The sequence below is a fragment of the Vallitalea guaymasensis genome (genome assembly GCF_018141425.1).
Classification (GTDB): Bacteria; Bacillota; Clostridia; order Lachnospirales; family Vallitaleaceae; genus Vallitalea; species Vallitalea guaymasensis.
The window spans coordinates 2,274,475-2,289,033 of the sequence record NZ_CP058561.1 but is presented as its reverse complement, the minus strand read 5'-3'; the positions used below and the strand labels follow the sequence as shown (position 1 = coordinate 2,289,033).

General features: G+C 32.4%; 11 protein-coding genes. 10 read left to right on the top strand and 1 reads right to left on the bottom strand.

Annotated features, from left to right (window positions below; translation table 11 throughout):
- Window positions 1-7: 7 nt before the first annotated feature.
- From HYG85_RS10135 to HYG85_RS10105, 7 genes are all read left to right on the top strand, one after another.
- Window positions 8-1,108: a DUF917 domain-containing protein gene (locus HYG85_RS10135; RefSeq protein WP_212693364.1), complete on the top strand. Its 1,101-nt coding sequence runs from the start codon at window positions 8-10 to the stop codon at window positions 1,106-1,108.
- Entirely contained in the window at window positions 1,101-2,651 is a 1,551-nt protein-coding gene (locus tag HYG85_RS10130; protein ID WP_212693363.1) for a hydantoinase/oxoprolinase N-terminal domain-containing protein, read from the top strand. Before HYG85_RS10135 ends, HYG85_RS10130 begins: the two co-directional genes overlap by 8 nt.
- A 192-nt stretch (window positions 2,652-2,843) precedes the next feature.
- Complete coding sequence (locus HYG85_RS10125; RefSeq protein WP_212693362.1) at window positions 2,844-4,595, top strand: stalk domain-containing protein; 1,752 nt, start codon at window positions 2,844-2,846, stop codon at window positions 4,593-4,595.
- A gap of 70 nt (window positions 4,596-4,665) precedes the next feature.
- Window positions 4,666-5,715 (top strand): hypothetical protein, encoded by a 1,050-nt coding sequence (locus HYG85_RS10120; RefSeq protein WP_212693361.1) that lies wholly within the window; start codon window positions 4,666-4,668, stop codon window positions 5,713-5,715.
- Window positions 5,716-5,780: 65 nt separating this feature from the next.
- A complete protein-coding gene (locus HYG85_RS10115) occupies window positions 5,781-5,975 on the top strand; it encodes a hypothetical protein (protein ID WP_212693360.1) in 195 nt (64 codons plus the stop codon).
- 60 nt (window positions 5,976-6,035) lie between these two features.
- On the top strand, window positions 6,036-7,619 hold the full coding sequence (locus tag HYG85_RS10110; RefSeq protein ID WP_212693359.1) for an NADase-type glycan-binding domain-containing protein: 1,584 nt from the start codon (window positions 6,036-6,038) through the stop codon (window positions 7,617-7,619).
- A gap of 721 nt (window positions 7,620-8,340) precedes the next feature.
- Complete coding sequence (locus HYG85_RS10105; RefSeq protein WP_212693358.1) at window positions 8,341-9,393, top strand: substrate-binding domain-containing protein; 1,053 nt, start codon at window positions 8,341-8,343, stop codon at window positions 9,391-9,393.
- Between the two features lie 179 nt (window positions 9,394-9,572).
- Here the strand turns inward: HYG85_RS10105 and HYG85_RS10100 are convergent, their stop codons facing one another.
- On the bottom strand, window positions 9,573-10,745 hold the full coding sequence (locus HYG85_RS10100; protein WP_113671495.1) for an IS110 family RNA-guided transposase: 1,173 nt from the start codon (window positions 10,743-10,745) through the stop codon (window positions 9,573-9,575).
- A 273-nt stretch (window positions 10,746-11,018) separates the two neighbouring features.
- On the opposite strand from HYG85_RS10100, the gene HYG85_RS10095 reads away from it, so the two are divergent.
- Genes HYG85_RS10095 through HYG85_RS10085 form a run of 3 tightly spaced genes read left to right on the top strand, consistent with a single transcriptional unit; the run spans window position 11,019 to window position 14,459 of the window.
- Window positions 11,019-12,515, top strand: coding sequence for a sugar ABC transporter ATP-binding protein (locus tag HYG85_RS10095; protein ID WP_212693357.1), 1,497 nt, complete (start codon window positions 11,019-11,021; stop codon window positions 12,513-12,515).
- A complete protein-coding gene (locus HYG85_RS10090) occupies window positions 12,493-13,476 on the top strand; it encodes an ABC transporter permease (protein WP_212693356.1) in 984 nt (327 codons plus the stop codon). The genes HYG85_RS10095 and HYG85_RS10090 overlap by 23 nt, the downstream gene beginning before the upstream one ends.
- On the top strand, window positions 13,473-14,459 hold the full coding sequence (locus tag HYG85_RS10085) for an ABC transporter permease (RefSeq protein ID WP_212693355.1): 987 nt from the start codon (window positions 13,473-13,475) through the stop codon (window positions 14,457-14,459). Before HYG85_RS10090 ends, HYG85_RS10085 begins: the two co-directional genes overlap by 4 nt.
- Window positions 14,460-14,559 lie beyond the last annotated feature (100 nt).

The window sequence follows — 14,559 nt, the reverse complement described above, 5'->3', positions numbered from 1 at the left end:
TATGTAAATGCGAAAAATTGGATTACCAGAGATAGAAGACATCGCACTAGGAGCTGCATTACTAGGAGCAGGAGGAGGTGGAGACCCTTATATAGGGAAGCTGATAGCCATGGGGGCTGTGCAGGAATGTGGAGAAGTAACACTGTTGGACCCTGAAGAGATACCAGATGATGCACTTATTGTTCCTATTGCTATGATGGGTGCACCAACTATTCTTGGTGAAAAAGGTGTTGGAGGAAACGAGTATAAGACCTTATATGATATGGTGTCCAAATTTTATGGTAAGGAGATATATGCTTTCATGCCAATTGAGGCTGGTGGAGTAAATAGTATGCTTCCTATAGCAGCTTGTGCTAGATTAGGGCTTCCTATGGTAGATGCTGACGGTATGGGAAGAGCTTTTCCAGAGTTACAGATGGTTACATTTACAATAGGAGGGGTTAAAGCCACACCTATGGCATTAACAGACGAAAAAGGAAATTGCGCTATCTTTAACACCATTACCAATAAATGGACAGAAGAACTGGCAAGAGCCGTAACAATGAGCTGTGGAGGTTCCGTTTCTGTTTCACTTTTTTGTGTAGATGGTGCCACATTGAAAAAATATGCAGTCAAGAATATCGTTACCAGAAGTCAGAAACTCGGAGAAGCCATTCGTAAGGTAAAAGACTGTAATGAGGAAACACCTGAACAGAATTTCCTAAAATCTACTGAAGGTTTTAAGTTGTTCAAAGGTAAAATTGTAGATGTACTTCGTGAAACAAAAGGTGCTTTTAATTTTGGTAATGTAGTCTTAGAGGGTATTGGAGAATATAAGGGAAAGAATGCCTCAGTAACTTTCCAAAATGAGAATCTGACAGCTGAAGTAGATGGAGAATTGTTGGCTACAACACCAGATTTAATCTGTATAGTAGATACAGAAACATTTATTCCAGTGACTACAGATGCTATAAAGTATGGGAAACGGGTAATGGTTGTAGGACTCAAGTGTTTTGAGATGTGGAGAACCCAAGCAGGTCTAGAATTAGTTGGACCTGGTTACTTTGGCTGTGATACTGATTATATTCCTCTAGAACAACGGGTGAAAGGAAGTAGTATAAATGTATAAATTAGGTATTGATGTAGGTGGAACCAATACAGATGCAGTATTAGTAGATGAAAACTTGAATATAGTGGCAGAAATAAAACATCCTACAACAGAGGATATTCACGATGGAATTTCAGGTGCTTTAAAAAGCGTATTAGAAATATCTGGTGTTGATAGAAAAGATATTCATCAAGCAATGTTAGGTACAACCCAGTGTACTAACGCTATAGTTGAACGAAAAAATTTAGCTCCTATTGGTTTTATGAGAATCGGAGCTCCTGCAACCCTTGGTATACCAGCTATGGTAGATTGGGAGAATGATATAAAAAAGATTGCCGTTGATACAATTATTGTAAAAGGTGGATTTGAATACGACGGAAAAGAACTAGCGCCATTCGATGAAAATGAAGCGAAGTCATTTTTTAAGAAGATGAAGGGAAAAGTGAAATCAATAGCTATTTCCTGTGTATTCTCTACTGTTCGTAATGAACATGAACTGGCAGCTGCAAAACTTTGTAGAGAAGTCATGGGTGATGATGTACATATATCTATTTCCAGTGAGATTGGTTCTATGGGGTTGATTGAAAGAGAAAATGCAACTATTTTGAATGCGTCTCTATATAAGGTGGCAGAACGTTTTACAGATGGATTTGCTCGTAGCTTGGAAAATGAAGGAGTCACTGATGCTAAGATATTTTTATCCCAGAATGACGGAACATTAATGACAATAGATCATGCAAGAAAATATCCTATATTGACCATTGCATGTGGTCCTACGAACTCTATACGTGGAGCTAGTTATTTAAGTAACTTGCAAGATGCTGTCGTTATTGATGTAGGAGGTACAACCACAGATTTAGGTGTGATACATAATGGATTCCCTAGAGAATCAAGTGTTGCGGTAACAATCGGTGGTGTCCGTACTAATTTTAGAATGCCTGATGTTATATCTATAGGATTAGGTGGAGGTTCTATCGTTAGAAAACAAGAAGATGGAACTGTTACGGTTGGTCCAGATAGCGTAGGTTATGAAATAACTGACAAAGCTTTAGTTTTTGGAGGAGATGTTATCACAGCTACAGATATTGCTGTATGTCTTGGTATGGCTGAAGTAGGAGATAAAACAAAAGTAGAAAAGCTTGACAAGGATTTTGCTAAGAAGGCTATGATGCAGATAAAATCAATGGTAGAAGAAGGCATTGATATCATGAAAACTTCTAATAAAGATATAGAAGTTGTTATGGTAGGTGGTGGTTCCATTATAATTCCTGATGAATTAGAAGGCACAAATACCGTTGCAAGACCAGAACATTTTGGCATAGCCAATGCAATTGGATCAGCAATCTCCAGAGTTAGTAGTACTTATGAGAAACTAATAAATTATGAGGAGATTAAAAGAGAAGATGCGTTGAATAAGGCTAAAGAAGAAGCTATAGAAATGGCGGTTGATTCAGGAGCGATACGTGAAACCATAGAGATTATTGAGATAGAAGATACTCCACTGGCATATTATCCTGGAAATACGAATCGGGTTAAAATTAAAGCTGCAGGTGATCTATTGTAAGGGTTAAGTTTAGTATACATATATATTATTAGAATTAGAAAAAGTTGATTTCTGTTAATTATGGGAATCAACTTTTTTTAGTTTTTTGTAGAAAAGTGCATTTCATCCCATAAATCATGTCGTTCGTCAGGATTTGTAGAAATATCTATATGAAATTAGTATTATAGGTATAGCTTAATAAGGAGGAAAGATATGACTAATATAAAAATAGATATTAAAGCATTAGAGGAACCAATAAAAAAGTCTAATAATTTAGCTGAAAGGACTGATAATCTTCTGAATGAATTTAATTCGCAGAAAATTTGTATTGACAATATAATTTGTGAAAGAGATAATATTAAATATGATTTGGATAAAATTGGTACAGAAATAAAACTCATATCAGAAAGATTTACTAAGTATGGTAAACAAATTAATGGCGTAATAAATGCATATGAATATGCTGAACGAGAATTAAATAAGATGTTAATGGTACTAGAGCCTCCAAGTAAAAAAGAAAAAAATGATAATGATATTAAACCTGCTGATGTAACCGTGGGAGATGTGAAAATCGGAAATACAATGGTGTCTAATGGTATCACTACAGGAAATTTGATAGACATTGTTAAAGGACTAGGCGGTACAGTCTCATGGGATGAAACATCCAAAACTGCAACGGTAATCATAAATGGTAAAACAACAAGTTATAATTTGAATAATATCAAAGATGGTTTTGGGTATGCAAGTGATGGTTCAACGTTTACAGTGAAAGATGGACATATACAAGTTGGTATAAGGGAAATATCAGAAAAAGCAGGTGCTAATGTCAAATGGTCTCCAACTTCATTGGGGGTTAAAGTAGATGTAGACTATATTCATGCAAGTGTATCAAGCATTACAAAGGTCACTAAAGATAGTGGTGAAGCAGGAGAATTATGGGTAAGTGATAATATAGTGATTTTTGAACAAGAAGGAAGCAGGAGCCATGTGAGATATCCAGTTAAAGATGGTTATGCTACAGCTTGGATAGATACTGATAAGTTAAATGTAGGTGTAAAAGTTACTTCAGATAAACAAGTAATAGAACCAGCATCAAGTAATAACATGAACTTAGATTTTTCTGACTTAGACAAAATAACTTTATCTTATGCTAATGGAGATGTTTTACCATTGACAGACAAACAAAAACAGGCAATTAAAAAAATTCAAACCTACCAGAATCATGATTATATTAAACAGCATCAAAATCAAACACAAATTTATCTGTTTGAGGGTACGGCTGTTAATAAAGATAAAAAAGAGAAATATTCTGAGGAAAATGGAAAAACGTTATATAAAGACCGTTATGGAGCGATATTAGTTGTTGTAAAAGATGGGCAAATAGCTTACATAACCCCAGAAGCATCTACATTACCAGATTATCCTAGAGGTCCAAATAAATATAATGGATATACAGATATGCCAACTCTTGTAGATGGTGTATATAGTTTTAGACAAACATCTCATCCTGCAAATGATGCAAAAGGAAATAATTCAAGTTATCCTGCATTAAAGATACTGTCAACTAAGGGAGAAGAAGCGGAAGTTGTAAGGTATAGTACCACCAAAGGAAAATGGAAAAGTGGTACTTCAGGAGGTATTAATTTTCATATGGGATATAGACATACAAAAGAATATAGTGGGCAAGAAATTGATGGCAATTTTACTCCCAAAATATGGGTGAATTCTTCAGGATGTCAGACCGTCAGACCTGGAGGCGATAATCAAAATTGGACACGTTATAATGAAATTGCGGAAATTATAGGATTTGATAAAGATGGCTTTGTAAAATATGGAGAAGCCCCGGACAATGTTAAAGGTATATTTGTAGTTGATAGAAGCTTTATGGATCCTAATGAGAATAACTATAAAGATGTGTTGGGGGATTATGGTATAGAATATATAAAACATGGTACTAAAGAGTAATAATATAATCAAAAGCATATAGGTTTTTATTCTATATGCTTTACAGGAAGAAAGGAGATAAGAAGATATTATGAAACGTTTAATTATAATAATATTATCATTGTTATTATTATGTAGTTGTAAACAGTCAGTAGAAAAAAATATTACTGAATCAGATATAGTTGCTAATACAAAAGAGGAAACAAAAGAAACCAGCACAAAATCAAATGCTAGTAAAGAAGAAGTTAAAGAAATTAAAGAATCTAAAAAAGTAGAGTACCATAATCCATCTATGGTTGTAACTAATGAAGATTATGCATATTATTGCAATTGGGGGCATTATATAGATGATAATGGTAAATTTCACGGTGAAGGTGATGTAAATGCAGCAGCTATTATACAGTACGAACTAAAGACAGGCAAAAAAGAAATAATAGCTAATGTAGCTGCAGATGATAGTAGTTTTATATTAAAGGACAACTTTTTGTTTTATACAGAGGATAGAGTTCTTCATAAAATAAATTTATTAGACAGAACATGTAATGATATTATTAAAAATATAAAGAGGGATTATTATTGTACAATTGATAATAAAATAGTATATATCAATAAAGAAGGAAAATTATTAACAGCAAATTTTGATGGAGAGATAGAAAATGAATTACTAGCAAATGAAAAAATATATTTGAGTCAAGTAAAAGGAAATAAAATTTATTTTGGTGATAGCTCTGATTCTATATATTGTATCAATGTAGATGGTTCTGATAATTATAAGGTGCTTAATAATGCATCGAGACCTATTATAACAGACACTACTATCTATTATGTTGGTGAAGATGGATTATATAAAGCTAATTTAGATGGTAGCAACCCTCAATATGTTGTGGGAGATTGGAATATGTTTTATTTTGAGGCAGGAGATTATATATATTATTACGATTTTGAAAAAGAGGGTATAGCTAGGATAGATATAGAAACAGGTATGATAGATGATAAAATAATTCATCTTGGTTTTATTGATATGATACAGATAGGTAATTTTCTTTATATAAGAAATATGCCAATGCCAGGTCAATATGAATATAAAAAAGTGAACTTAGAAACATTTGAAATAACTGATAATACAGAGATGTTCTTTTAATTATTAATTAATAATAGAGATATACAAGAGCTCTTACATAGTATGTAAATAAAAGAGAATAGGCAATGAATAAAGCAAAAGAAAAAAATTTTTCACATGGTTATAGTGTTGATAAAGAATTGAAAAACGATTATCCAGTTATGATGCAACGAGTTGATTTTGAAAGGAGAGAAAGTGATTTAATTAAAATAACAATATTAGAAGTTTATAATGAGGATAAATATGATGATAAATGTATTGCTGAACTAAGGATATTTTAAAGTATGAGATATAATTTGAGTAAAATTAAGCACCTAGTTAGTATAAGGGGATAGACTAAAATGACAAACTTATTGAAGAAATATATAGTACCTATATTTATCTGTTTGATAATATTTGGATTACAATCTTTTGCAAATGGTGGTCCTTCAGAATGGAATGGAATAGTAGAGGGGCAAAATATTAAATTTGTAGATATAAAAGATATCGATTTAACATCTGAATTATTATCAATAGATATAAAAGAAGAATTTATCAATGTTGAAGTAGAGTATAAATTGGTAAATACTGGACAAGAGAGAGAAATAGAATATTCATTTCCAATAAGATTATGGACTTTTTTATGGCAAGAATTTGATGAGATATATCTTAAAGATGTTAAAATGATTGATGGTGATAAAGAGTTAGATTATGTAGTAAGTAAAGAAATAGTTAAGAATGATGAAGATGATGAAAAAGAAGCAAATTATTTTTATAACTCTAAATTACATTTTAAGAAAAATGAGATAAAGACATTAAATATATCCTATAGCATAAAGCCATACTATATTTTAAATCAATCTGAAGGGTTTTTATTGTCTTCGTCAAGTAACAGTAAATTTTATTATGATTTTACTCCTGCAATCCATTGGGGAGATAGAAAAGTTGATGCATTCAAATTAAAGGTAAATTATAAAGATATTATAGAAAAATGTGAAGACTTTCAGATTAATATGCCTGGATTTACTTATAATGAGCAGGGTATATATGACTTAGAAATACTGGATTTAAATTTTGATAAGTATAATAAGTTACAAATAGAATACGATATGAAAAAATATAATTACTATAATCATATAAGAAAAAATACTTTAAACTCAAATGTGATAAATTCTATTACTTCAACTTCTACATTACCAGATGAAGGCGAATATACATATGCAGTTAAAAATTTATTTGATCAAGATTTAGCAACAGCATGGGTTGAAGGTAAAGAAGATTTAGGAATTGGAGAGAGTATTGAGATAGAATTTAAATCCCATACCAATATAGGTGAGATTGCAATTGCTAATGGTTATACGACTAATAATAGTTGTTATAAAAATAACGGGAAAATTAAAAAACTCAAAATTGATATTTATGATACAGATGATGCTGGAAAAGAAAGATGCATTAGCAAAATTGTGGAATTAGACAATAGAAATGTAATACCTGAAATAGGAGATTTTACTCAAATTTCTAATCTATATAAATACTATGACATGTTTGACTTTTTATCTGTGTTTGATGAGAAAAGAGTATATACCAATAGAATTGTATTAACTATCTTAGAAGCAGAATCTGGAAATAAATATAAAGATGTATGCATAAGTGAAATATTATTACTAGGTAGTAAAAGTACATCCGAAAAATATGGAGAGAGTTACGATAACATAGATGAATTTAATAGTAATGATGAATTAAATAAATCAGATAATAAGTCTCAATTTAATAATAAACAAAAAAATCAAAGTGATATTGAGGTTAGTGATAGCAATGATTCAAGTGATACTAGTAATAGAGATTTAATGAACAATAAAACTCTGATTTTACCTATTTTAATAAGTGGAAGTATTATTATATTGTTATTAGTAATTGTATATATTTTAAAGAAAAAAAGAGTATAAAAGAGTCTTAACATCTATGTCATTATATAATTAATACTATATACCCATAAAGCCTTGCTATAGTATAAGCAGGTTTTATGGGTATTTTAATATAGTATTCTTACAAGATGTACCTTGTTACATATCATCTCATACAATATATAGTGGATATAAAAACTATCGCTCTTGACAATCATAAAGATACCAATTAGTTGATTGTTGTTGTAACTTTTGGCAAAAAAATAATGCATAATTTTTCCAGTATATATAAAATGATTTTTCATCTTAACGAAGTATTGTTATTTTTTTAATTACTTACTGAAACAAGTAAACCCAAATAAGATATTATTATCCATTTAAGTTGGTTTAAAACAGTGAAAATAATGTAACAAAGGGTTAATTAAATACAAAAAAGAAAACATATATTTTGGTAAAATAATAATGATACACAAATAGAATATTAATTAATCAACGCATAATTGAATAATAACTAAAATAATATGAGGGAAAAGAAATTTTTTAGGTATTATTGACAAGACACTTAAAAAGTAGTAATATAATAAGTGAAACAAGTTACATTGAAACAAGGAAGTATAGATATGGCTATCTAATACTCTTTGTAGTAGGTTGTTTATCATTATCTAAAGGGTGTAAGTTTTTATGAAGAAAGAGATTCAAATTGGTGCTTAAGATTTATGGCATAAGGACTCTGAAGCAAAAAAAAATATTAAAGGAGGACAAAATGAAAAAAACGGTAACGATAATAATGATTTTGACTATGGTAATGTTGGTTTTTGCAGGTTGTAAAACTAAGAAAGAGGTACCACCGACAGATAATAATACTACAGATAATAGCACCAAAGATAACGATTCGAAAGATAACAGTTCTAAAGAAGATTATGAAATTGCAGTAGTTGTAAAGTTAACAGGTATTCCATTTTTCAATGTTATGGAGGAAGGTGTTAAGAAGGCGGCAAAAGATTTGGGTGTAAATGCATATGTAACTGGCGCAACAGATGCTGATCCAGCATTACAGAAAAAGATTATAGAAGACCTTATTACAACAGGTGTTGATGCAATTGTAGTAGTACCTAATGATGCAACAGTTCTTGAGCCAACGTTAAAAAGTGCACAGGAAAAAGGTATTCTAGTTATTGCAAACGAGTCACCAGGACAAGTTGGAGCTGATTATGATACAGAAATGATAGATAATAAGAATTTTGCAATTGCCGCTGCTGAAGCTGCTGCTAAGGCTGCTGGTGGAGAAGGACAATATGTATTGTTTGTTGGAGGACTTTCAGTTCCCCTACATAACGAATGGGCTGATTTAGCTACAGAATATCTTGCAGAAAATTACCCTAATATGACAGAAGCAACAGACCGTATCCCATGTGGAGAAGATACTGAATTATCACGTACTAAGACACTTGAACTTATCAAATCTTATCCTGACCTAAAAGCAATTATCGGATGGGGAAGTCTTGGTCCAATTGGTGCAGCTGAAGCTTTAAGAGAGAAAAAGATGACAGATGATATCGCTGTAACAGGTACAGTTATTCCTTCACAGGCTGCTCAATATCTTGCTGATGGTTCTATAGATCATGGAGTACTTTGGAATCCTTCTGATTCAGGATATGCTGCTGTATATGTAGCAAAATCATTACTTGAAGGTAAAGACGTAGAGTCAATTGATGTTCCAGAAATAGGAAAACCAAAAGTTGATAATGGAAATGTTTTGATATTTGATGCTACATTAAATATTACTAATGAAAATGCAGATTCTTTAGGATTTTAATTAGTAAAAAGGGTTGATGCTGAGTGACGTAAAGTGACTCAGCACCTTTATTATAGTATTATGGAGCCAGCTATACAAAAGTCAAGTAAAAAATGAAATAAAAGAAGAAAATATTGAATAGATAAAAAAGAACATCATAAATAAAGGTACTGCTAAGAATACCTAAATTATATTGTGAGTTATGTAATGTATATAAAATCCTCTTTACTGTTAAGCATAGCGAAAATGGTATTTATCATGTTTTTGGACACATTACAAAGTGCAGAATTATGATGCTTGCCTTGAAGTTTTTTCTTATGATATTTCTGACGGAATTGATTGTTCTTGCCTTTTCCTACACACGCAACACGTGTAGCTGTAAAAATGGAAGTTCTGAGGTATTTAGAGCCACGTTTAGATATGCGACACCGTTTACCTTTGAACTCTCCTGATTCATAGATGGAGGGATCAAGACCGGCAAATGCTAATAGTTGAGAAGGTGAATTAAAGCGTGAGATATCACCGATTTCACCAATGATAGAAGCACCAATAACGTTACCAACACCTGGTATTGTTGTTATAAAATCAAAATCAGCCATCAGAGCATCAAGATGTTTATCGATAATAGCAATCTGTTTGTTGTAGTGATTGATGTCATCGATGATAGACTCTATAAGAAGTGAGTTGGTAATAGAAGTATCACCAATTGTTTTTTTAGCAAGATTTTTGATTAATTGAGCAGCAGAAACACGATCCCCCTTGATTTTGATAATGCTTACAAGTGTGTCAAGATGCATACGAGCAATCTTAGCAGGAGCTGGATAAGAAGAGAAAAGATTCATAGCCCACTGAGAATGCTGTTTGAAGTGTTTGATAAACTCAGGGAAAGTAATCTGGAGCAATCGAGTGAACTCCATTTTGGCCTTTGCAAGGGTATGAAGTTTATCTAGACGTAATCTAGATAATGACTTAAGTTCAGAAGTCGTGTATAGTGTAGATATATAGGGTTTGAGATGCGTGAAATTATGCATGATATATCTACAGATTGCAAGGCAGTCAAGTTTATCAGTTTTTGTGTTTCTTAGTGAATATGCCATTCTACTGTGGTGGGTTAGAACGGGGTTAATCATATACACGTTGAAACCGGCAGAGTGCAAGAAGTCACGGATGTTACTGGAGTAAATACCAGTTTCTTCAAGCCCTATATGGACGTTATCAAAAAGCTCCGTATGGGAAGAAATTTCCGTATGGAGTTTTTTAAATCCAGCAGAAGAGTTTTCGATAGTAAAAGACTCTGAAAGGATTTCACCGTACTCTGAAATAATAATTACATCATGTTTTTTTGAAGCGACATCAATGCCAATAAAAAGCATGTTAAGACCTCCTAGATATATTTAAACATTGTGCGACCACAAACTAAAATTCGGATGACCTTGTAAATGAAACGTCAAGCGTTAACCAGCTAATTTATCCTTTGAATAATAGTTGTGGGTATACCCTCCATTCAACGGTCGAGCCGTAGGTAAAACATGGAATACTCCACAACGTTTATCTAAATATTATATAGGAAAATAATATAAAGCAGAAATAAGAAAGGAGAGTATACTGATGTATCAATCTGATATATTTAGTATACAAGGTAATTTATGTCAGAACTATTTTTAGAAATGAAGCAAGTCAGTAAAACTTATGGTGGAGTAAAAGCATTAAAAAATGTTAAGTTTGGACTGAATAAAGGTGAAATACACTGTCTTGTTGGACAAAACGGTTCTGGAAAATCTACGCTTATTAAAATTATAGCTGGAGTACTTAAACCAGACAAAAATTCTATTGTTCATATATTTGACGGAGATAAGGGACTAGAAGTTACTGATAGAAATGCACAAAATAAAGTATCTGTAATATATCAAGATCTAAGTGTATTCCCTAATATGACTGTAGCAGAGAATATAGCAATCAATTCTTATGCAGACAAAGCTATAGGACATATCAATTGGAAGGAAATCTATAAAAAAGCAGAAAAAGCTTTGGAGAAAATACAAGTAGAATTAGACTTATCAACTCCTGTTTCGGAACTTTCTATAGCAGATAGGCAGTTGGTAGCCATAGCAAGAGCCATAGCAACTGACGCGGAACTAGTTATTATGGATGAACCTACATCATCTCTTACCCGAAAAGAGGTTAATATACTATTTGGGATAATAAGGGATTTGCAAGAAAAAGGTATGACGATTATGTTTGTTAGCCATAGGTTGGATGAAATTTTAGAAATCGCAGAACGTATCACAGCCCTAAGAGACGGAGAAATTGTTGGTGTTTTTGATTCAAAGGATATTGATGATACTAAACTGGGTTATCTTATCAGCGAACAAAACATCATTCCTGAACAGAAATTCAATATGCCTGATTATAATACTATATTATTAGAAGTGAAAAATCTTTATCGGGTTGGTCATTATAAAGATATCTCTTTTCGACTTAGTAAAGGAGAAGTTCTTGGAATAATAGGATTGTTGGGTTCAGGAAGAACGGAGCTTGCGCTTTCATTGTTTGGTATGAATACCCCTACTTCTGGCGAAATCTATATAGAAGGTAAAGAGGTAAAATTGAAAACCAATAAATGCGCTATAAAAAATAAAATAGCCTATGTACCAGAAGATAGACTATTACAAGGGTTGGTTATTGACCAATCAGTCAAGCATAATATGTCTCTTACAATTATTGAGAAATTACAGGAAAAGTTTGGTCTAATAAATAAAAAGAGACAAGTAAATATTACAAATGATTATATTGAGAAGTTAAGTATCAAAAGTGCTACTCCAAATATTCATGCATCAGCTATGTCTGGTGGTAACCAACAAAAGATTGTTATAGCAAAATGGTTGGCTATTGAACCAAATGTATTGATATTGGATGAACCAACAAATGGTATTGATATCGGAGCAAAGAGTGTTATATATGATATTATCCGAACATTGGCAGAAAGTGGCATGGGAATTATTATAATATCTGATGAAGTTCCAGAGATTTATTACAATTGCTCACGTTGCCTTATCATGAATAAAGGATCTATTGTAAAAGAAGTAAATACCATGGAAATTACTGAAAAGGAGTTTTATAATGATGTCTTACAAACACAATAAAAGCTCAATAAAAAAGATTTTTCAAACCCATGAATTTTATCTTATGATGGTAGTTTTATTTTTAGTTGCTATTTTAACAGTGGTTTCAGGAGGTAGATTTCTTTCTTTTGGAAATATCACTGATATGCTTGCAAGTGCTGCTGCTTTAGGAGTTATGGCTATTGGTTTGTTAGTAGTTATTATATCAGGTGGTATAGATATTTCTTTTATGGCAACAGCGACAGTTGCACAGTATCTTGCTGCAATGTTCATAATGAGTATTGGTGGAAATATGTTTGTTGTATTTGCTGTAGCTATAATGGTTGGTATTGTTCTAGGACTGATTAATGCTGCACTGGTATATAACTTAAAGGTTCCTGCCATTATTATAACCATTGCGACAATGAACGTTTTTTATGGCTTCTTGATGTATTTTACAGGAGGCACTTGGTTATATGGCTTCCCAGAGTGGTTTGCAACAAAGACTTCTGTTACAGTATTGGTTATCCCTATAGGAATACTAGTTTTTGCTTCATTGCTGACGTGGTGGATTCTAAAGTGTACCAATATTGGCCGTCATGTTTATGCTGTAGGTGATAATGCAGAAGCTTCAAAAAGGGTTGGTATCAAAGTTTACCGTACACTTCTTTTTGCTTACGCTTATATGGGTGTAATGGCTGCTTTGGGTTCAATAGTACTTATGTATGTGACACAAAATGTAGCACCTAATGCACTGGTAGGAAAAGAAATGGAAGTTCTTGCTATGGTTGTTTTAGGGGGAGCTGCTTTATCAGGAGGTAAGGGAACTGTTATTGGTACTTTGTTTGGATTGATGCTTGTAACAATAATCAATAATGGCCTTGTTTTCGTAGGAGTATCTAGTTATTATCAAACCCTCTTTATGGGTATTGTTGTAATGATAAGTTTTTGCTTCACTGGACTCAGAGGAAGGAAAAAAAGAGGGAAGGAGATTGAGCAATGAAATTAAACATGCAAAGTTCTTTGGTAAAAAGAAATAGAGACAATATTATGCTATCCATCATTTTAATGATTGTAGTAATTATCGTTTCTCTGATTAGTGAACGTTTTTTATCATACAATACCTTTATTTCTGTAACTCGACAATTTCCTGAAATGGGATTGCTTACCCTTTGTATGATGATTACAATGATAACAGGAGGCATCAATCTATCGTGTATTGCTTCTGCCAATCTATCTGGTATTATTATGGCTAAGATGATGACCTCTATGATTCCAAAAGGTACTGAAAATGTTGGAGTCGTGATATTAGCTATTATAGTGGGGATTTCAATCAGTGTACTAGTTTCTTTTGGTAATGGAGTTATTATTGCATATTTGAAAGTTCCGGCTATCTTGGTAACATTGAGTATGCAGATGCTTATTTCAGGAGTTAGTATAGTAATTACAAAAGGTGAGATTGTTTCCGGTTTTCCTGAGAGTTTTCAGTTTATAGGAAATAAGAGTGTCTTAGGAATACCAGTTCCTCTTTATATATTTGCAATATGTGCAATCATAATGTATATTGTGCTGCATCATTTGCCATTGGGACAGAAGGCTTATATGTATGGTTCCAATCCAACTGCTACAGAGTTCTCAGGCGTTAATGTAAAGCGTATGATTATTAAAGTATACTCTTTATCTGGTTTCTTTGTTGGTGTAGCAGCAGTTATATTGACATCAAGATTCAACTCAGCGGCGTCTGGTTATGCAACAAGTTATTTGCTTCAAAGTGTTCTTATTGCAGTACTTGGAGGCATAGACCCTAATGGTGGAAAAGGAAAGATTAGTGGTATGATACTTGCTGTATTATTATTGCAGATTGTTGCAAGTGGATTGAATATTCTACGTGTAGATCAATTTTTGATTACCGCGCTTTTCGGTCTTATATTATTGGCAACAGTTGCTTTTAGATTGAATTCCTTTAAAAAATTGTTTAAATTATAAATGAATAAGATATGCTCAACTTTCCCACCTTGAACTAGTATGTTTGCATAGAATATTGAAGTGGGAAAGATGAGTTAGTTATTAAAACCGTAATTATATT